This window comes from Nostoc sp. FACHB-888 (assembly GCF_014696655.1).
Classification (GTDB): domain Bacteria; phylum Cyanobacteriota; class Cyanobacteriia; order Cyanobacteriales; family Nostocaceae; genus Nostoc.
On record NZ_JACJQM010000019.1, the window covers coordinates 54,753 to 74,928 of the forward strand.

Consider the following 20,176-nt stretch of genomic DNA (forward strand, 5'->3'; position numbering starts at 1 on the left):
TCCCCCAACCCCTCTCCGTGTCGGAGAGGGAGAAGTTCATTGAACTCACGTTACCCACGCCCCATGCCCCATTCAAGTTAAGCTTCTGTGATTTCTTAGCTTTTGTCTGATCCCATCACACCGGATATATCAGCCTTTGAGCAAAGGTAAAACAATTTGGACGGGTAAGGTTGGGGAAATTCACCCAGTAATCCCCACATGAGGCTGAGGTACAATGCAAAGAAATATTTAAATTATGAGCGACCGATCCACATGATCACATCAGAACATAACACAAAATCCAGCGATAAGAGTCTAGAGGCAATGCGGCATTTTTCCGAACAATACGCCAAGCGGACTGGAACATACTTCTGTTCTGAACCTTCAGTTACCGCAGTTGTGATTGAAGGACTAGCCAAACATAAAGATGAACTAGGTGCGCCTTTATGTCCCTGTCGCCATTACGAAGATAAAGAAGCTGAAGTTCATGCCACGTATTGGAACTGTCCCTGTGTGCCAATGAGAGAACGTAAAGAGTGTCATTGCATGTTGTTCCTCACCCCTGACAACGAGTTTGCTGGAGAAAAACAAGACATTTCTCTCGAAACTATTAAAGAAGTACGAGACAGCATGGGATGAGCGAAATCATCCCCCAAGAGTTTTGGCAAGGTGTAGAACAGTTCAATTCTGGTCAGTTCTACGCCTGCCATGACACTTTAGAGGCTTTGTGGATTGAAGCTGGCGAACCGGAAAAAAGCTTTTATCAAGGTATTCTCCAAATTTCTGTGGCGCTGTATCATTTGGAAAATCGGAACTGGCGAGGTGCAGTAATTCTACTTGGAGAAGGCGGTAATCGCTTACGCCGTTACCCATCTAGTTACGGCGGCGTTGACGTAGATGAGCTATTGAGTCAGAGCGCAGCATTGTTGGCGACATTACAACAACTAGGACCAGATAAGATTACATCTGGTGATCTGGGTGAAAATCAAGTTTTATCTTTGCCCAAAATTGTGCTGTCTACTGATTAAACATCTGGTAAATTAATTATGCGTTGTCCGAAATCCTTGGTGGGCACAATTTATGTAGACGCAAAGCGGCTTCTGGCAGGGTATTGTGCCTAACTCATTTTCACTTAAATGCCAATTTCCTGAAACCTTGAGTTTGGGGGTAGCGTCACTATTTCAGCCAGTAGTTATCGTAAATCACTCCAGATTATATATTTCATATCTGGATAAAGTACTTGAGATAATTAGAATGCAAGCTGAAATCCTGAATCCCCAATTGCTATGATGCCCTGCTATCAATTGCCCATATCCCAGATGCGTCGCTTTGGATTAGCTTTAATGCTGCCAGCTGCACTCTTTGGCACTTTTGCCTTCCCTACCCAAGTGCAAACCGCTACTGCACAAACATCTGGAGAAAACCGCCCTCTTACCATCCGCGCTGATGTGCAAGAATATGACGCCAAAAATCAAGTAATCACAGCTCGCGGTAACGTGCAAATGTTGTATCCTTCTCGCCAGCTTCAGGCAACATCTGCCCAAGCACAGTATTTTAGTAAGGAACGCCGAATTGATTTCAGTGGCAACGTCTATATTTTGCAACAGGGCGGTAACAGTATACGGGCTGAGAAGGTAACGTATTTAATTGATGAAGGGCGATTTGTTGCCTTACCCCAATCCAACCGTCAGGTAGAGTCCATCTACATGGTCGAGGAATCAGATAATGGTGGACAATCGGCGACACCTGCCCCACAGACTCCACCTTTGAGGCGTTCTAATTAGCATCTCCCATCAAGAAAGGGCACGAACAATGAAAATTGTTTTAGAGAATATTCACAAATCTTACGGCAAGCGAGTAATTGTCAATCGTGTCAATCTTTCTGTTGCTCAGGGCGAAATCGTTGGTTTACTAGGCCCCAATGGAGCTGGTAAAACAACGACATTTTATATTGCCACAGGTTTAGAAAAGCCCAACCAAGGAAAAGTTTGGTTGGGTAATGTGGACGTTACAGGAATGCCAATGCACAAAAGGGCACGACTGGGTATTGGCTATTTAGCACAAGAACCAAGCGTTTTCCGCCAACTCTCGGTACAGGATAATATTCTATTAGTGCTAGAGCAAACGAATGTGCCACGATGGGAGTGGTCAAGGCGACTCACAACTTTACTGCGGGAGTTTCGGTTGGAAAAATTAGCTAATAGCAAAGGAATTCAACTTTCTGGTGGTGAGCGACGACGGACGGAATTAGCAAGGTCTTTAGCGGCTGGACAAGAAGGGCCAAAATTTTTACTTTTGGATGAACCATTTGCGGGAGTTGATCCGATCGCAGTCTCAGAAATTCAGCAAATTGTCGCCCAACTGCGCGATCGCGGCATGGGAATCTTAATTACAGATCATAATGTCCGCGAAACCCTAGCCATCACCGATCGCGCCTACATCATGCGCGAGGGACAAATTCTCGCTTTTGGCGGTGCTGACGAACTCTACAGTAATCCCCTTGTGCGGCAATATTATTTAGGGGATAATTTCCAAGTCTAAATTCACAATTTTTTAGTTCATAATTTTAAAGGCTATTGTTCATCTTTAAACATGAATTTATTAGTTAATTTCCAGCTATTTAAAATCAAATTTTAATTACAGTAGATATACTTTTCTTCGCCAGGGTTACTAATATTTGAATTTTCAAATTGCTTATGATATCAAAGAAGTTTGCGTCTTTCTACAGCCTCCATTCGCTGCTGCCTTTTACGATCATGGATCGCTATCTTGCCAGCGAATTGTTAGCGCCGTTTTTCTTTGGTGTCGGAGCTTTTTCATCAATTGGTGTCACCATTGATGCTGTATTTGATTTAGTCAGAAAAATCGTAGAATCTGGGCTACCTATAGACATTGCCATTCAGGTTTTTTTGTTAAAGTTTCCCAACTTTATTGTTTTAGCCTTTCCCATGTCTACGCTGCTGGCGACTTTGATGACATACAGTCGTCTTTCTAGCGAGAGCGAACTAATTGCCCTGCGAGGCTGTGGGGTGAGTGTCTATCGCATGGTGCTAACTGCTGTGATGTTGAGTCTTGTGGTTACAGGAATGACATTTGTGTTTAACGAACAAATTGCACCAGCAGCAAATTACCAAGCGGCGATGACTTTAGAAAAAGCCCTCAAATCAGACAAGCCAACTTTCAAACAGCAAAATATTTTCTATCCTGAGTATCAGGATGTTACACAGAAGGATGGCTCTAAGAATAGGATATTGACACGCTTATTTTACGCCGACCAATTTGATGGTAAACGGATGTCAGGTTTGACGATTATAGATCGTTCAACAAAAAATCTGAATCAAATTGTGGTATCAGAATCTGCCCAGTGGAATGCTTCTCAAAATGTCTGGGATTTTTACAATGGAACCATCTATTTTGTCGCTGCTGATCGCTCTTATCGTAACATCGTCAGATTTGAACACCAGCAACTACAACTACCGCGCACGCCGTTAAGTCTGGCAGAAAAAAGCCGCGACTATGGTGAGATGAATATCGCCGAATCACTAGATCAACTAGAAGTAGAATATCTTGGTGGCGATCGCGCAAAAATTCGTAAACTCCAAGTACGGATTCAACAGAAAATCTCCCTACCCTTTGTATGTGTAGTTTTTGGCTTGGTAGGTGCAGTGATGGGAAGCATACCCCAGCGAACTGGGAGAGGAACCAGCTTTGGGATTAGTGTTATTGTTATTTTTTCGTATTACTTAATTTTCTTTATTAGCGGTGCGATCGCGCAAGCAGGTGTCCTCTCTCCCTTTATGGGGGCTTGGTTGCCCAACTTTGTTTTTTTAGGAATAGGTCTATTCTTATTGATGCGAGTTGCTAAACGTTAAGGAGAAAGAAGGCAGGATGAATCCCCCAGAAAAAATTTAGTTCTGCCTTTTTGCCCCCTTTCTCTTCATCCTTACACTTCAATTAGGGATGATAATTTCGACATTCCGGTGCATCTGGGTTTTCCTTACAGTATTCTTCAAAAGAGACTTTGGCTGATACCATCCCCTCAGCTTTTTGATGAGCTGCTTCTGCTTGAAGTTCTTCTACCTCATCCCAGGCGGCTGCACAGGCTTTAGAATAAGCACCTTGTTCGGTGCAAATAGACCGAGACTGCTCAATGGCTTTTTGAATTCTTTCCTCCAGCAGTAGGGCTTTTGGCGCTTCCACAAAGTCGCTTTTGGTCAAAATATCGGTAATCGAGATGATGCCCAATAGCTTACCTTGAATTACAGGTGCTCGATGAATACCAGTGTTAGCAAATAACCGCGCTACATATTCCACACCCAAATCAGGATTTACGACAATGCAAGGCTTGCTCATAATTTCGTAAACCCACACTTGCTTTGGATCTTTACCGTAGGCTGTTACCTTATAAACAATATCTGTTTCTGTGACAATGCCATAGGCATCATTGTCATGGCGAATATCTACAACTAGCGCCCGTAGTTTTTTTTCTTTCATCAGCCCCACTGCTTCAGCAACAGTCGCCGAACCACGAATGGTAACTACGTTTTTAGTCATGATATCTTCAGCTTTCATCATTGCTGTAGTCTCCTGGTTAATAGTACGGTGCAGCACAGCGCCCTCAAAGGCGTATGTATCGAAGCATTGCAGCGCACGGTTTGCTAACTAGAAAGTAAAAAAGTTGAACTTTTGTCTTGCCACAACAATAAATTAGACCAGTTGTCAACTCCTGATGTTATCCAATGTGACCGATACCCAAAAAATAATCATAAATTATCATAACTTTCTAGAAAATCTCCTCAACGAAGAGGACAGGAGACAGGTGGTTACTGAGCGTAGCCGAAGTCAAGCAGGGAGCAAGGGGGAGAACTCCATAAATAAATGTAGGGCTGCTAAAACCCTCGATTGCAGGGGAATTTCAGAATCTTTCTACCCTGCTCCCTTGCCTCTTTGGTCAAAGAACTCCAGCCGCTAAAAAGTAAATTTTTGACTAGTATATGTCTATTGGAAATGACTAATAACTCATAGAGAAGTTAGGATGAAAGTTAATATCCAACTTCAGTTAAAATACTTCCTGTTGGAAAAAGCAAAAGAATTAAACAGCAACGCCTTCAACTTGCGTCAAGTTTTACCGATTTCGAGTAAATTTCAATAACCAATCCCATGCCAAATCGTCATTATCCCCCCGCCTACTTACGCTATCTCAAAGCCAGGTTATGGAATCTAGGGCGACCTGGTTTTTGGGGCACTGCAATTTTTTTATCAGTAGTAGGGTTAACAACTTGGGAATACTGGTCAAACCCAAATATTTTCGTTTATAAGCAAAAAAACCAAGTCGCTTCACAAAACCCTGTTGATTCTTCACTGTCAGAAGAAAACAGAGCCATTGCAGCAGATATTGATAACCTGCCAGTTTTATTTAATGACTTTCAGCAACCAATTCCTTCAGGAACGGCAAATAACCCCAAGGAAAATACTGAAGGAAATAGCCAAAACTCATTAGAGGCTGTCATTAATAAACAAAAGCCTGCTACTGATACCAAATTAAATCCTGGTTTAGCTATTAATGGTGGAACCTCCCCAGCTGTGCAAAATCCTTTTGTTGTACAAACAGAAAATTTATTGCGGACTGGCATGCTTGATCGTAATAACCAGTTTTCAGGTCTTAAGACCTTAACTACGGCATCTGAACCAACAGGGGCAGAACAAACATCTTCTAGCCCAGGAAGTGGATTCGCTAATCAAACCAATAAGAATCAAAATTCTGTCTCCATTAGCCCTCTGCAAGCAGCACTCAACCAATCCACAAACCAGAAGTTTTCTACCTTCAATGGGACTGTAACTCAGACAAATGCCTTGGGTCGAGTCTCTGAACCAGGAACAACGTTAATGCCACCCATTAACAGCTTATCCAGTCAGAATTCTCTACCAAATGGTGGGTTAACTACTGGGACAGGCTACACGTCAACGGGTACGAACTTACAGCAAAATCCCTACAGTAATTTAAATAACGGTCAGGTATTGCCTAGTAATGGTTTAAATACTGGTACAGGTTATACATCAACGGGTACGAATTTACCACAAAATCCCTACAGTAATTTAAATAATGGTCAGGTAGTGCCTAATGTAGCACCATTAACGCCCCCAAATAATATTGCACCTTACTCTAGCCAGATTCCGAGTCAAAGTGTTGTCACTCCCACAAACCCTGTAGGATATGGAAATTATGGGTTGCAGCAACCAACGCAACCACCACAATCTAATTATGGAAATTATGGGTTGCAGCAACCAACGCAACCACCACAATCTAATTATGGAAATTATGGGTTGCAGCAACCAACACAATCTAATTCCTTATATCTTCGCCAGATTAGAGATAGGTATAGAGAATCGGGTCAAAGGTGAGTTTAAGGACTTGATTGAGTAAAGTCTAGCTAAGGTGATTGTGGGCTATTTGGAATAATCGGAACTTCTGGTGTTTCAGGTTGTTGCTGTTGTCGTTGTAAATATCTACTCAATACATAAGCCATATCTCCACGGGTAACGGGTCGTAATGGGGAAATATTACCTTGAGCATCTGTATTGAGAAATCCTTCAGTAGCTACTGTAGCGATCGCTTTTCTAGCCCAAGCTGGGATAGACTTTTCATCTGGGTATGAAGCCAGAATTTCATTAACAGCCTCATCGGGAAACTGAAATACACCGTAAGCCTGAGCGAAAATAGCAAGAGCTTCAGCCCTTGTCACTCTTTGGTTAGGGAAAAATTGATTGCCCCGATAGCCTTTCATGATGTCAGTTTTTAAGACTGTCTGTATATCATTAAATGCCCAATGAGAACGAGAAACATCTGGAATAACTAAATTTTCTTTGCTAACAGCTTGCCTGTTATTTAGTCCAAATACTTTTACCATAATTGACGCTAATTCAGCCCTACTCAGTAACCTTTCTGGATAAAACTTGCCATCGGAAAAGTTTGTCATCCATTTGACAGCAGTTACTTGTTGAATCGAATCAGATGGGGTTCCAGAAGTAGTTTCTGGCACTTGGGTCTGAGCAATTGCTGGTAATTGTAATAGTGCCACTAAAGATAGAGCAATTGAAAGCTGACGCATCACCATAATCACTTTTAGCTGCTAACGTGAATTTAAAAAACTACGTTACTGAGGTTAACGTAAAATTTAGTGTTTTTAATAACCTGTAACTCAGCTAATGACGAATTTAGACTGGGCAATGTTGCTCCCCCGAAGTAGGGTGTAGCTATAAATTTTAAAAATTAGGGCTGTGTTCAGAATCCCAGCACTTCCCATCATCCCAGATTCTACCAGTGTGTTCACATTCTGATTTATCGTAAATCCAAGGAATTGAAGTAGGGTAATTGGAGCTAGATACGGGAGTAAATGAAGACACTGTAAAAGAAAATATAGTGTAGCTACAAGCCAATATAATAATTAGAAATCCTATAAGAAACAAGATATTCCCAGGTGTCCAAAAAGGATATAAACCTTTTTCAGAGCTTAAACGCACTTTAGGGCGACGTTCTTGACCTGCTAACAACACCACATAAAACCTTAATCCCGGAATTGGCACTGAAACTCTTATGTCTAAAGAATGACGAGTCCAAGTACGAGAGGCAAAACCCTTTTTTATTGCTTCTAATTGCTCCTCCGTGAAGGTGTTTGCTACTTCCGGGGCAATCTTAGCAAAAAATTGCTCAAAATTAGGCTCAGTATATTGCGAGCTTTTCATATTTCTCGTATATTAATATACATTAATATTACATTGATCATCTCCTTTGTTCCGGATACTAGGATGTTTTATTTTTTGTAAGTCCCTAAGTAAGGAAGCAAAAACCAGTAAAAACTTGTTTTTTACCTTTCATCTTTTGACGTTATCTGCCTACTACTATGGACTATGGACTATAGTCAGTTTTTTAGGAGCTTTCGGAATGACAGCAACAGATCCCGTCAAGTTGATGAAGCAAGAAGTTGGCAAAGCCGCCGCAGCCCTGGTAAAGTCGGGTTCTATTGTGGGGTTGGGTACGGGGTCAACGACAGCGTATACAATTCAGTTTTTAGGCGATCGCCTCAAGTCTGGTGAACTCCAAGATATTATTGGTATACCTACCTCATTTCAGTCAGAAGTACTGGCGAAGCAATACGGTGTACCTCTCGCCACTTTGGATGCTATTGACCACATTGATATTGCCATTGATGGCGCAGATGAAGTCGATCCGCAAAAGAATTTGATTAAAGGCGGTGGTGCAGCACATACCCGCGAAAAAGTCGTAGACTACCTGGCAGAACAGTTCATCGTCGTGGTAGATAGTGGTAAATTAGTAGACCGCTTAGGTTCTAGTTTCGCTGTACCTGTGGAAGTGATTCCAATGGCAATTACTCCTGTTACCAATGCCATCAAAAAACTTGGTGGCAAACCAGAACTCCGCATGGGTGTTAAAAAAGCTGGCCCAGTAATTACTGATCAAGGTAACTTTGTCTTAGATGTCAGATTTGACTCTATTGAAGATCCAGTCAGCCTAGAAAAGACATTGAATAATATTCCCGGCGTTCTAGAAAATGGTATTTTTGTTAACTGTGTCGATTTAGTTTTGATTGGTGAAGTCAAAGACGGTCAGCCATTAGTGCGGCAACTGTAAGACTTATAGATTTTGGATTTTAGATTTTAGATCATCTAAAATCCAAAATTAAGCAATAGCTCCTGTTCAAAGTTTTCATCGCCCCAGTGTGCGAAGCCGCTATAGACTAGAATTGAGCGCTAGACGATGACGTTAGTACCAACTACCAAATTTGTAGCAGTGAAATTATTCAAAGTTGCAAAGGTATAAAAATTATTGTCACCAAAATAGGCAAATTGAACTTCTGTAGAAGTACCCGATTGCACAAACTGTAGATAACCATCTGAGATGGGATTGCTATTACTGTAGCCTTGACTTTTAAACAAATCAGTAAGGATTAACTTATCCTCGCTTTTATTAAAGTCAGTGATTGTATCACTATTGCTAAAGGTTTGGTAGATGAACTGGTCATTACCGCTATTGCCAGTCAGGGTATCACTCAAATTACCGCTAATTAGGATGTCATTACCAGTACCTCCGACCAGGCTATTAAGGCCTGTACCATCAAGCAGCGTATCATTACCAACACCACCAAGCAGGGTATCATTACCAGCGCCACCGCGCAGCAGGTCGTTGCCACTCTTGCCGTCGATGCGGTCATCGCCCTCTTGACCATTAATAACATCTGCTGAGTTGTCAAAGCCATTGATATTGTTGTTCAGGTCATTGAGAAAGGTGACTGTGTTTTTGTTCGAGATGGTGCTTTGGGTAGAGTTGGCATCGAAGACATCAAAGCTTTCACTAATGCTGGTTTGCCCATTAAACAGGATATTGCCTACTGCCGATACGTTTTCTAGATTTTCCAAAGGAAAGTTTTGCAGAATAACTTTGTCATCAGCTACTCCTTCAAAGGTGATTTCTAGATTGTTACCATTCTGGGTGAGTAGTAGATTTTGGGCAGTCAATCCAGCACCTTGGAATTTCAGGGTATCCACTTCGGCGATGATTGCTGCTAATGGATTCAAGCCTTTACCTAGCCCACCGAAATCGGTAATGATATCAACATCGTCACCTAAGTTGTAAACAAATTTATCTTTGCCGCCGCCACCACTTAGGATGTCGTTACCTTGATTACCTGTGATGGTATCGTTCCCAGCTTGAGCGTTAATTATGTCATTGGAGTTCTTGCCCACTAAATTATCAGCGCCATTGGTTCCATTCAGCCCGTTAAACTCTAATGCACCGATATCAACTGTACCCTTAGATATTCTGTTAAATCCAGCGCCGCGTTGGTCGGTGGTGATACCTGCGGGAATCAGAGTATTATTGCCAGCATTAATAGCGGGACTATCGCTAAGTAAGGCATTAGTAAAGGTTGTACCACCATTATTTTGCAGGGGGCTGAGTTTTGCTTCAATGGGGTTGGTTCTGGTGCCGACGATGCTTTTGGCACTAAAACCAGTGCTACCAGTGCGATCGCCAATTAGGTTATTACCAGCGTCGGTGAAGTTACCGGAAACGTCGCGGGAAAAACCGATATCGCGGGGATCATCAGGATAAACTGTGTAGGAGTTGCCTGCAATGATGGTATTGGCAACGTTAACAGTGCCGCCATTATTGACAACGCCCCCACCGTTGCCAAGAACACCGTTATAGCTAAAGCCCTCTGCTATGTTATTGGTAATGGTGTCATTGGTAAGGGTGAGAGTGCCGCTATTCAAGATGCCGCCGCCAGTATAATATGCACTATTATCAGAGATAGTGCTGTTAATCAGCTTAAAAGTACCTGAGTTAAAGATGCCACCGCCGTCTGCGGCACCATTATTAGAGATAGTACTGCTAGTGATATCGAAAGAGCCTAAGTTATAAATGCCACCGCCGTAAGATGGGTAAGGGTCAGGGCCTCCCCGATTAAGACCGCTAGCGAACGCACCATTATTAGAGATAATGCTGTTCTTTATACTGACTTTGCCTGCGTTGAATATGCCGCCGCCATAGGCTGTGTTGAAACTGACGCTTGCATTATTGCTTGAGACAGTGCTGTTAGTTAGGCTAAGGTTGCCTTTGTTAAAAATACCGCCGCCTAAGGATGACCCACTATTGCCAGAGAGAGTGGTGTTAGTCAGGCTGAGGGTGCCTTTGTTAAAGATGCCGCCTACCTCCCCTTTATTGTCAGAGATAGTGCTGTTAGTCAAGCTAAGGCTGGTATTGCTATTAAGCAAAATACTGCCTAAGGGATCATTAGCATTAGCAATCTTCAAGCCATCAATGCTGGCATCTGTCCCAGAACGCGATATCTCGAACACGCCCGATGAATTATTCCCACTCACAATCAGGTTAGATGCCCCAGTTCCCAAAATGGTAATATCATCGGTAATGGTTAGTTTCCCAGAGGTGAGGGTGATGATATCTGGGGTAGCATCGGTGAACACGCCCGCAAAGGTAATTGTATCTGCCCCAACAGTCGCATTGGCATTGAGGATAGCCTGTCGTAATGACCCTGAGCCAGAATCATTGGTATTAGTCACCACTGTGCCAGCATTAACAGGTGGCGGGGTGATGGGAGGCTGGACTTCGTAAGCACCAATATCAACAACACCGTTGAATATCCGGTTAAATCTACCGCCGCGTTGGTCAGTGGTGACACCATTAGGAACTAGGGAATTCTTGCCAGCATCAATAGCAGGGCTACCCGCAAGTAACGCCTGGGTAAAGGTTGCACCACCATTATTTTGCAGCAGTCCGAGTTTGGGATTGATGGGGTTAGCACTTGTGCCGACGAGGGTGCTGGTGGTAAAGGCAGTGCTACCAGTATTATTGCCAATCAGGTTATTGCCAGAGTCAATCAGCCCACCACTCACGTCAGGGTGTATATCACCAGAGGTGGACTTGTCGAAGTTGCCTGCAATGATGGTGTTACTAACCTTGACGTTAGCAGAGGAATCAGAGGAACTAAAAACACCCCCGCCATTGCCAGTACCATTACTATCTGAGTCAGATGTATTGTTATTAATTGTAGTGCTGATTATGGTAAGGCTGTTGTCACCGACGTAGGCTCTGTCATTGTATATGCCACCGCCATCTTCTAACGCTGTATTGCCAGAGATGGTGCTGTTAGTTAAAGTAGCTGAACCGGAAGAATAACCATCATCATTTCCGTTAAAAATGCCACCGCCAGAGGTTGCCGTATTGCCAGAGACACTGCTATTGGTTAGGCTGAGAGTGCCGCCTTGGTTATAGATGCCACCGCCGGAGTTTGCCGTATTGCCAGAGACACTGCTATTGATTAGGCTGAGAGTACCAGTTTTACCAACGGAAGCGTCATTAAAAATGCCGCCTCCGGCATTGCCATTAAAAACCGTGCTTCCCCCAGTGTTGCCATAAACACTGCTTCCCGTTAAGCTAAGAGTCCCAGCATTATAGATACCGCCTTGCGTATTGCCAAAGACGCTAGTGTTAGCAAGACTGAGGATGCCGCTATTAGAGATGCCAGTTCCTGCTGTATTACCAGATACGCTGGTCTTAGCTAGGCTGACGATGGAAGTTCTATTAACCTTAATACCGCCGCTAGCGATCGCCAAGCCATCAATGGTAACACCTGTCGCTAGTCCTGATATCTCGAATACTGTAGAGGCATTATTTCCACTCACAGTAAGCTTAGATGTCCCAGTCCTCAAGATGCTCAGATCATCGGTAATCGTCAGTTGCCCAGAAGTCAGGGTGATAACATCCGGGGTAGCATCAGTAAAAATTCCTCCAAAGGCGATCGTATCGCCCCCAGCAGTAGCATTGGCTAAGTTAATAGCCTCTCGGAGTGTCGTGAGACCGTTTTTCGGATCGCCATCATCTTTGTCTCCAGTATTATTCACTGTGAAGGTAGCCAGTACCCCTGCGTAAGCCTGCCGCGTCGTTTCTGCAAACACCAAACTCACTTCCATATCAACGGTGCGGATTTCTAACTCCCAGTTGCCGCCTAATGCTGCATTACCAATTCGCTGACGAGAAGCGGCAATATTCGCTCCGGTGAGTTGGTGCAGTTTGTTTATAAATTCTGCTCCCGCATCACCCAAAGCCACATTGCAACCATAGATGAGTAAGTTCCAGGGGTTATTGCTTTTAGCAGAGGTTGAAAATATATTTTGCCATTGTTGCAGTTGCTGGCTATATTCGTCGAGGGTATCGAGTCCTAAATGGGTGTTGCCCAATTGCAAGTAACCTGGGGCAGCGTGGCACACAATATGAATATTAGTCAAATTCGGGCGATTGCAACTCGTCAGAATTTTCGTAATTTCTTCAACACCGTTCTGTGTTGAGTCAAGCACGAACACTTGGGTATTATCAAACACGCCATTGACTAAATCGCTATAGTCTTCGACTGCCATGTCAATAAAGACTAAATTATGGCTAGAGGAGGTGGAAGTTGCGGAATTTACTTGGAAGTGTGAGGTATATAGTGTTGTCATTTTTTTACTTTGAGCTAAGGCGATGAGGGAAACTCAAACTGACTCCAGCCGCGTAATTACAGGATTTTCACACAACTACCGATAGTTAAAAATACTATATTTTTACTAATTATGTTCCCTTTCGTTGCTATCATCTAGCAAGTTGATGCTTTTGTAAAGCAATAATGAGTATGTAATTTTACATGACTTTGCAACTTACATATAGCATGGGAATCAAAAACCCAATTTTATGCTGGTTAAACTTGAAAATTTAAATTTTTTACCTATAAATTAGTTTATCAATTTTGTTGGAAATCGTACCAAAATGGAGGAAATTCTATTTAAATATATATCTTTTCTGCAAATTCATACTATTAATTAACATATGTATTACAAAATGTTTAAAAATGTAACTGTTAAATATTTAAACAAAAATAACTATTGCCACGTTTTAATAGACATTAATTTTTTAATAATGTTAATCATGCAGAATCTAAAAAAATATTACAAGTAATAATATGGAAAAAAGTGTTATTAATGCCAGTCTTTCTACTCAAAACCTAACTTTTCGTCCAGGTGATGCTCCTGTTTCTTTTGAGGTAACTGTCAATAATGACAGCGATCGCTTTGTCAATTTTCAGATAGAAATGGCCGCCGCAGGAGAAACCCGGAATACAGGATATCGCTGGTATCAGCTTGAGCCAGAGGTGGCAGCAGCTAAACCACCAGGCAGTAGTACTATATTCCAAATCTTTGTATTCAATACACCCATTCCGGGATTTATCGGTACTGTCAATCTGATGGTGAGGATTTTTTCACCGCAATTAGCACAACAGTGCAGACTTGTGCTGCGCCTAAAAATCGAGCGAGACAATAGACCAACACATTTAAGTGTAGAATTGCCTGTGCGAGAGTTCCAAGTTTATCCTCGCAATTCTGTGGATATACCAGTACGGGTGCGGAACCTGGGTCAACAACCGACTGAGGTAGTACTACGTTTTACAGGCGTTGATCCATCTTGGCTAACTGGCAGTACAGAACGGCGATTATCTTTAGATCCAGGTGGTTTAGCAGAAGCCATATTTCAATGCCAACCTCCTTCTGTTGTGCAAGCGCCCAGTCAAAATTATCCTTTTACTATTGAAGCTGTTAGCAATAATGGTTATCCAACTAGTGCTGAAGGCAACATAGAAGTTTTGCCTGTGGGTTTTATAGACTTTACCATCACACAAAAACATCTCAAAATTCCAAGTAAATCAGCATGGTTACCTGACTGGAAGTCTGATACAGCTTCTTTTGAATTACTATTTAAAAATGCTAGCAACCTCAACCAGCAAATTAATGTGCAAGTACAGGGTAGAGACTGGCGAAAATGTAGTTTTAAAAAGCTTCCCAAAATTGCTAATCTCCATCTAGGAGAAACAAGTAAAGTTATCCTCGATGTTAAAACAAAACGTCCTTGGGTAGGAATCGGCAAAACTCTACTATTAGAGGCTAAATCGGAATTATCTGACCAACGTTTAGGGAGTACAGACCCAGCTACGCAGACATTAGAAGTAGAGACTCTGCCAATCATACCTTTATGGTTACAATTGGCTGCGATCGCACTATTAGCTGCACTCCTCGCATGGATACTGCAACCAAGAGGTGTAATGCATACACGTTCTGTAAATTCAGTGCGTTTTAGTGGCATTGGCTCATCTGTGCTTAGTGGTTCAGATGATTGCACTTTAAGATTTTGGAGAATCGGTGCTGATAGCTTAGACCCCGATGATACAGTAACATCCACTGAGCGACTTGCGTGTGATAAATCTCAACAGCCCAAGGGTTTGATGGCGATTACCGATGACGCAGTACAAGTCTTACGCTTCATGCCGGTACAAAATAATCGTGCTGCTGTTGGTCTAGATAATGGTGTAATTGAACTAAGAGATGTACCCTCAGGTGAAAAGATCAGTGAACTTCAAGACCTTAAAGATCATAAAGCAAAAGGCGATCGCGTCTTTGATTTAGCTTTCACCTCAAACTCACTTAACTTATTCAGTGGTTATGGCAGTGGTAAAGTTAGAGTATGGTCAAGACTAGCGACTAACAGTAATTTTCTACCAGAACCGCGAGTGATCGATGTACAAAATACATTGAAACTATCAGGTTTCCAAGTCCGGGCATTAAATCTCAGCCCAGATGCAAAAACTCTAGTAATTTCCGGAAACTTTAAGCGTTTCATGTTATGGCAGTGGAATCTAACTCAATCTGATAAACAATTCCCAAATTTATCAGTGCAAAATCTAGAAAAGCTAGACCCATTAATTGGGCGTGAAGACTATATTTGGGGGTTAGCTTTTGTTCCTAACTCAGCAGAAAAAATTCTAGCAACTTCCGATTCTGCGGGATTCATTACAATTTGGAATTTAAATCAATGCCAAACTCTCAAAAATCCGAATCTACAAGAAAAATTTAATGAACTTAATTGTTCACCACTAGACCGATGGTCAGCATCAAAAATATCTGTGCGTAGTCTGGCATTTAGTGAAGATGGTAATCTCTTAGTAAGTGGTGGCGATGATGGACGAGTGGTGGTTTGGTATTTAACCCCCGAACATAAACTCGATAAAACAAAAGCAGCAGAAGGTAAAACAATTTACCAAAGCTCTAAAAAGATCAATAATATCGACTTGAAAACTAATCAAGGAACCATGATTGTAAGTGGTGGTGAAGATTTTCAGGTCAAACTACACCGCATCAAATAAGGGAGTCGATCAGATGCAAGCTAAATTCAATCCACTGCAAGTTATTATCAACCCACCTGGAATTCAATTTGGGATGCCAGGAGATACCATTCAACTTTATGTTGTTGTAATCAATCAGGGAGATCAGAGTGCGGTTATTGACTTATATTTTGTTTTTGACGAAGTATTTCAAAATTTAACTGGCTGGTCTAGTTCTCCTAGAGAAAGTTTAGCATTAGCTCCCCAACAGAATAGCGACGAAGTAACATTTGAGTTTAAAATCGCTGCAAATGCTCTTCCAGGAACCTATGACTATACATTAGTCGTAGATTCCCCTCTACATTATCCACAAGATACTCCCATAACCTTTCCAAATGAAATTAAGGTTCTGCTAAAAGAACAGACTGCAATTCGGGCAAATGACCCGACATTTTCCATTAGACCTAACACCAATCCCAACAAGCCACTAATTTTTAATCCTAGTGAGCCTCTGCAAGTGGAGGTAATAGTTGACAATCGCTCTTATCTTGTAGACAGGTTCCGGTTGAGTTGCCCAGATATAGATGATGACTGGTTTACAATCAATTATCCTACAACTGGATTTGAGGGCTTAGGGTTAGTGTCTGATGTAACGGCACTAGAACTCAACCCTGGTACTCAAGGTCAAATATTGTTGAAATTTCACCCACCTGGAGATACCCTTGCGGGAAGCTATTCTCCAACAATCCGCTTGTATTCAGAAAGCTCTCCAGACTTAGTGCTGTTGGATTTGGTGTACATCCAAATTCCGACAAATTATCGCTTAGATATAGAACTTAATACTATTTTAGGAAAAGTTAGCCGTAGTCTTGGCAAGTACGAATTATCACTAGCTAACCAGGGTAATATTGTCCGCGAACTGATATTAAGTTTAAAAAGTCGAGACGAAGAAGAACTATATACTTACAAATTTGATCCGACTGAGGTAAGATTATTACCTAATAGAAGCGCTGTGGCTAATTTGACAGTCAAACCCAGACCTTGGTGGCGACGGCCGTGGTTTGGTGCAGGGCTAGTGGTCAACTTTCAACTAGATATCAAAGATCAACAAAATTTACCTTTACCTAACACATTGCCTCAAGGAAATTTGGTATGGAAACCCCGTCCTTGGTGGCAATTTATTCTGTTACTTTTGGTACTTTTGGGGTTACTAGGAGGGATAGGGTTCATCATTTGGCGAATTTTAAACCCCGAACCTTTGAGATTAGAAAATTTTAGTGCAAGTAACTCTCAAATTACTGAAGGTGATGAGGTAACTTTGAATTGGGACATTCACAATTATAAACAGTTACAAAAGTTGGTTTTAACAGGCAAAGGTTCGCAATCCATTCAGCCTATTTCCTATGACTTTAGCAATGGCATTCCTGAAACACTAGGCAAAGGAAGTGCTAATGAAATACCTCCTTGTCAGGTGAAAGAAAAACAAGAACTAAGTTGTAGCAATGTTAAGACTGGAGTAAGAACAAAAGGGAATTATACTTTTGATTTACAAGCTTCTTATCGGAATGGTATACAATTATTTTCTCGAAATAACCAAGTAGCCAACCAAACAACCGAAGTAGAGGTAGTTGAAAAGCAAATTGCGGAAGTCGTTAGTTTCCAAGCAAATAAACCACAGTATACAAAAGGTGAAAATATTTTTTTAAGCTGGACAATTGCTCGTCCATTTTTGTTGGAACAAATCCAAATTTCTGGCAGTGCAGATGACGGTACATCTTATAGTGAACCAATTACTTATAAATTTAATCAAGGTAATATTGCTGATCCTAAACTTCAAAAACTGTGTAAACAACAAAATACACAGATGCAATGTACAAATATTTCTATACCAGCTATTAAAGCCGGGAACTTTGCCTTTGAAATAAAAGCTTTTCCTAATAATGGAAGTGAAAAAGTTAGTTCTAAAAAGACTGATTCAAAAATTGCTATATTACCGAAACCATTTAAAATTGTCTCTTTCAGAATCAACGGTAGTGAGCAACCGAATCTGGTTTTCAACGAAGGGGAATCTGCTACTCTGAGTTGGAGAGTAGAGGGAGAAAATATTCAAGTTAAACTTCTACCATACGGCAATGATGTTAAACCAGTTGGCTCAATAAAGCTTCCAGTCAATCAAGCTTTTCCGCCTCGAATCGGACTGTTAGTGAATGATATATCAGGTAAACAGCAATCTCAGGAAAGAGGATTTGCAATCACAGTCATCAAAAAAGTAGAGCCTACTCCTACACCTAGTATTAACCCACTTGCGCCTAATCTTCCATCCAACAGTAGTCCATTTAAAAGTCCTTTACCTCTGAGATAACTTTTTGAGCGATGTGAAAAGCAGAGATATATGAAAGTTGCAGACTGCCCCCAAAATCATCTTCTATGCAATGTCTTAATCCCGAAAATAAAGGTTCTTTGTTATGTGGAGCTAATTTTATATATGGCGAGTAGGTGGTCAAAAGTGTTAAATATTCATCAGCAGTGTAGGTTACTTCTGATATAACTTGTCCTGATATCAAGTCTTTGAATTTCCCCGAATCAATAGCCATATTTCCTAATTGTCTCAAGATATATTCTTGAGTTTTTTGGTCTTCATATCGGTCAAGAGATGGAGTATGTACTTGATAGACTTGTGATAAACTTTGATACACTTCGTAGCTGGGTTGAAGTTCCTTGTTCCACAATAAAATTAGGTAGCCATTATCTTGTAAGGCATTTGCTGCTTTTGGATAACCAACTTCTGGTGATATCCAATGAAAAGAACTTGCTGCTAAAACGGCATCAAATTCAAATGGCTTGAGTTCCCACTCTTCAAACGATGTATTCTGAATCTCTACATTGGAATATGGTTGACAATTCTGTTGAGCTAAGTGGAAAAAATCTGGGTTGGGTTCTAAGCAGATTATAGAGCAACCCAATGGAGCGATCGCTACCGTTGCAGTTCCAGGCCCACATCCAACTTCTAGAATTTTGGAGTCTGTCGAGAGTTGAGCAATTTCCACAACTTGCTTAATTAGCTCCTGAGGATAGCGGGGTCTTGCCTTGTTGTAAGCTTCTGCTGCCGGGGAATACCAATTTTTGCGCTGTTCGAGGTCTGTGCTGGAGTAGTTGATTATTGTTTGTTTTAGGTCTTTCATAATCTATTGAATTCCTGCAAAGAGCTTTTGCTAGCTCAATTCCTATTTTTCTGAAAAGCTCGACTTCTACGACCACTTTCAACTAGGGGTTTTCGCAACGGTACTACCTCAGCTTCACTACTCTCGCGTGCTACCCGAACCAGCAACCCAGCAGCTATTAAGCTAGCAATCATAGAATTACCACCATAACTAAACATGGGCAAGGGTAAGCCAGTAGTTGGTAGAGAACCTGTAGCAACACCGACGTGGAGCAATGACTGTCCTACCATCAAAATTGTCACACCGATCGCCACCAATCGATGTACTGTATTTTTAGCCTTCAGAGCTACAATTAATCCGAGAGTGGCGAATGTAGCTAAAAGTGCCAACAGTACCATACTGCCGGCAAAGCCAAACTCTTCGGCGAACACCGCAAAAATAAAATCAGTATCCTGAATTGGTAAATAAAATAGCTTTTGTTGAGAAAGCCCAAATCCAGAACCCCAAGTTCTACCAGAACCCACAGCTAGTAGACTTTGCACCAACTGATAGCCATCTCCTCTCGCATCTGCCCACGGATTGAGGAATGACATCACCCGCCTACGCTGATACTCTTTAATACTAATACTAAGTAGTGCCAACATCACTCCACCAATTGCTGTTCCTCCAAGATACTTGTAAGGTAAGCCAGCTGCTAGAGCAATTAGCCAAATCGTCATGCCGCAAAGTGCTGTTGTACTCAAGTTAGGCTGGGCAAGAATTCCTAAAAGTACCAGACTGAATATACCCAACCAAGCCAAGCGAACCCGCCAACTGATTCGTTCCCACTGGCCAAAAAGCCGCGCACTTTGCAGCACCAAAAAGGGTTTAATTAATTCTGAAGGTTGAATCGGAATTGGTCCGATCGCTATCCAACGCGCTGCGTCAAAAGCCTTCTTTCCCAATCCTGGGATCAGTGTCATGAAAATTAATGTCAAAAACACTAATAAAAACCAATGGGATTGTCCCAAAATTTTCTGCAATGGCAAATTAACAATAATATTGAATCCAATTAAGGAAACTAAGACCCAAAGCAGTTGACGCTTAAAGTAGTACAAGCCATTATCATGACGGGCATCAGCGACAGGATAGGATGCTGAAAATAGCATTATCAAGCCGACGAACAGCCAAATGAACGTTAACCAGCGCAACAGCCGCGCTTCTAATGCCCAGTTGGAGACTGAACTATCAAAAATTGGAATCAGGCGGCGTAGATTCACGAGCAGTATAGGTAAAAAGTTAGGAATTAGGAGTTAACAGTAAAACTCATAAATCATA

At 41.8% G+C, this 20,176-nt stretch carries 15 protein-coding genes; 9 read left to right on the forward strand and 6 right to left on the reverse strand.

Annotated features, from left to right (window positions below; translation table 11 throughout):
* The first annotated feature begins 252 nt into the window (after nt 1-252).
* The 5 genes from H6G26_RS14470 to H6G26_RS14490 all read left to right on the forward strand — a co-directional run bounded on the left by H6G26_RS14470 (nt 253) and on the right by H6G26_RS14490 (nt 3,851).
* Nucleotides 253-618 (forward strand): ferredoxin thioredoxin reductase catalytic beta subunit, encoded by a 366-nt coding sequence (locus H6G26_RS14470; protein WP_041565931.1) that lies wholly within the window; start codon nt 253-255, stop codon nt 616-618.
* Nucleotides 615-1,007 carry a DUF309 domain-containing protein gene (locus H6G26_RS14475; protein WP_190729924.1) on the forward strand — a complete coding sequence of 131 codons (393 nt, stop codon included), beginning with the start codon at nt 615-617 and terminating at the stop codon, nt 1,005-1,007. Before H6G26_RS14470 ends, H6G26_RS14475 begins: the two co-directional genes overlap by 4 nt.
* A gap of 258 nt (nt 1,008-1,265) precedes the next feature.
* A complete protein-coding gene (locus tag H6G26_RS14480; protein ID WP_190729925.1) occupies nt 1,266-1,763 on the forward strand; it encodes an LptA/OstA family protein in 498 nt (165 codons plus the stop codon).
* A 28-nt stretch (nt 1,764-1,791) separates the two neighbouring features.
* The gene (gene lptB, locus H6G26_RS14485; RefSeq protein WP_190729926.1) at nt 1,792-2,520 is read left to right on the forward strand and encodes an LPS export ABC transporter ATP-binding protein; all 729 of its coding nucleotides are present in this window, start codon (nt 1,792-1,794) and stop codon (nt 2,518-2,520) included.
* Between the two features lie 215 nt (nt 2,521-2,735).
* Nucleotides 2,736-3,851, forward strand: a complete 1,116-nt coding sequence (locus H6G26_RS14490; protein ID WP_190729967.1) for an LptF/LptG family permease — start codon at nt 2,736-2,738, stop codon at nt 3,849-3,851.
* An 82-nt stretch (nt 3,852-3,933) separates the two neighbouring features.
* Here the strand turns inward: H6G26_RS14490 and H6G26_RS14495 are convergent, their stop codons facing one another.
* On the reverse strand, nt 3,934-4,554 hold the full coding sequence (locus H6G26_RS14495) for a CP12 domain-containing protein (RefSeq protein WP_190729927.1): 621 nt from the start codon (nt 4,552-4,554) through the stop codon (nt 3,934-3,936).
* Nucleotides 4,555-5,139: 585 nt separating this feature from the next.
* Here H6G26_RS14495 and H6G26_RS14500 point away from each other — a divergent pair.
* The gene (locus tag H6G26_RS14500; protein WP_190729928.1) at nt 5,140-6,381 is read left to right on the forward strand and encodes a hypothetical protein; all 1,242 of its coding nucleotides are present in this window, start codon (nt 5,140-5,142) and stop codon (nt 6,379-6,381) included.
* 29 nt (nt 6,382-6,410) lie between these two features.
* Here the strand turns inward: H6G26_RS14500 and H6G26_RS14505 are convergent, their stop codons facing one another.
* Together H6G26_RS14505 and H6G26_RS14510 are read right to left on the reverse strand one after the other, a co-directional pair.
* Nucleotides 6,411-7,088 carry an S-layer homology domain-containing protein gene (locus H6G26_RS14505; protein ID WP_190729929.1) on the reverse strand — a complete coding sequence of 226 codons (678 nt, stop codon included), beginning with the start codon at nt 7,086-7,088 and terminating at the stop codon, nt 6,411-6,413.
* A 154-nt stretch (nt 7,089-7,242) separates the two neighbouring features.
* Nucleotides 7,243-7,722, reverse strand: a complete 480-nt coding sequence (locus H6G26_RS14510) for a hypothetical protein (RefSeq protein WP_190729930.1) — start codon at nt 7,720-7,722, stop codon at nt 7,243-7,245.
* Between the two features lie 199 nt (nt 7,723-7,921).
* Here H6G26_RS14510 and rpiA point away from each other — a divergent pair, with 199 nt between their 5' ends.
* Entirely contained in the window at nt 7,922-8,629 is a 708-nt protein-coding gene (gene rpiA / locus H6G26_RS14515; RefSeq protein ID WP_190729931.1) for a ribose-5-phosphate isomerase RpiA, read from the forward strand.
* Between the two features lie 119 nt (nt 8,630-8,748).
* Here rpiA and H6G26_RS14520 read toward each other — a convergent pair whose 3' ends face one another.
* Nucleotides 8,749-13,011, reverse strand: a complete 4,263-nt coding sequence (locus tag H6G26_RS14520) for a DUF4347 domain-containing protein (RefSeq protein WP_242053718.1) — start codon at nt 13,009-13,011, stop codon at nt 8,749-8,751.
* Nucleotides 13,012-13,508: 497 nt separating this feature from the next.
* Here H6G26_RS14520 and H6G26_RS14525 point away from each other — a divergent pair, with 497 nt between their 5' ends.
* Complete coding sequence (locus H6G26_RS14525) at nt 13,509-15,740, forward strand: hypothetical protein (RefSeq protein ID WP_190729932.1); 2,232 nt, start codon at nt 13,509-13,511, stop codon at nt 15,738-15,740.
* Between the two features lie 13 nt (nt 15,741-15,753).
* Entirely contained in the window at nt 15,754-18,060 is a 2,307-nt protein-coding gene (locus H6G26_RS14530; RefSeq protein ID WP_190729933.1) for a hypothetical protein, read from the forward strand.
* Here H6G26_RS14530 and H6G26_RS14535 read toward each other — a convergent pair.
* Together H6G26_RS14535 and H6G26_RS14540 are read right to left on the reverse strand one after the other, a co-directional pair.
* Nucleotides 18,035-18,880 (reverse strand): class I SAM-dependent methyltransferase, encoded by an 846-nt coding sequence (locus tag H6G26_RS14535; RefSeq protein WP_190729934.1) that lies wholly within the window; start codon nt 18,878-18,880, stop codon nt 18,035-18,037. The genes H6G26_RS14530 and H6G26_RS14535 overlap by 26 nt on opposite strands.
* 35 nt (nt 18,881-18,915) lie before the next feature.
* Nucleotides 18,916-20,118, reverse strand: coding sequence for an FtsW/RodA/SpoVE family cell cycle protein (locus H6G26_RS14540; RefSeq protein ID WP_190729935.1), 1,203 nt, complete (start codon nt 20,116-20,118; stop codon nt 18,916-18,918).
* Nucleotides 20,119-20,176: the final 58 nt, after the last annotated feature.

Coding starts and splice junctions, on each gene's coding strand:
- rpiA (WP_190729931.1), top strand. CDS start 7,922: ATGACAGCAACAGATCCCGTCAAGTTGATGAAGCAAGAAGTTGGCAAA.
- H6G26_RS14535 (WP_190729934.1), bottom strand. CDS start 18,880: ATGAAAGACCTAAAACAAACAATAATCAACTACTCCAGCACAGACCTC.
- H6G26_RS14525 (WP_190729932.1), top strand. CDS start 13,509: ATGGAAAAAAGTGTTATTAATGCCAGTCTTTCTACTCAAAACCTAACT.
- H6G26_RS14475 (WP_190729924.1), top strand. CDS start 615: ATGAGCGAAATCATCCCCCAAGAGTTTTGGCAAGGTGTAGAACAGTTC.
- H6G26_RS14520 (WP_242053718.1), bottom strand. CDS start 13,011: ATGACAACACTATATACCTCACACTTCCAAGTAAATTCCGCAACTTCC.
- H6G26_RS14530 (WP_190729933.1), top strand. CDS start 15,754: ATGCAAGCTAAATTCAATCCACTGCAAGTTATTATCAACCCACCTGGA.
- lptB (WP_190729926.1), top strand. CDS start 1,792: ATGAAAATTGTTTTAGAGAATATTCACAAATCTTACGGCAAGCGAGTA.
- H6G26_RS14510 (WP_190729930.1), bottom strand. CDS start 7,722: ATGAAAAGCTCGCAATATACTGAGCCTAATTTTGAGCAATTTTTTGCT.
- H6G26_RS14505 (WP_190729929.1), bottom strand. CDS start 7,088: ATGCGTCAGCTTTCAATTGCTCTATCTTTAGTGGCACTATTACAATTA.
- H6G26_RS14470 (WP_041565931.1), top strand. CDS start 253: ATGATCACATCAGAACATAACACAAAATCCAGCGATAAGAGTCTAGAG.
- H6G26_RS14490 (WP_190729967.1), top strand. CDS start 2,736: ATGGATCGCTATCTTGCCAGCGAATTGTTAGCGCCGTTTTTCTTTGGT.
- H6G26_RS14480 (WP_190729925.1), top strand. CDS start 1,266: ATGATGCCCTGCTATCAATTGCCCATATCCCAGATGCGTCGCTTTGGA.
- H6G26_RS14500 (WP_190729928.1), top strand. CDS start 5,140: ATGCCAAATCGTCATTATCCCCCCGCCTACTTACGCTATCTCAAAGCC.
- H6G26_RS14495 (WP_190729927.1), bottom strand. CDS start 4,554: ATGATGAAAGCTGAAGATATCATGACTAAAAACGTAGTTACCATTCGT.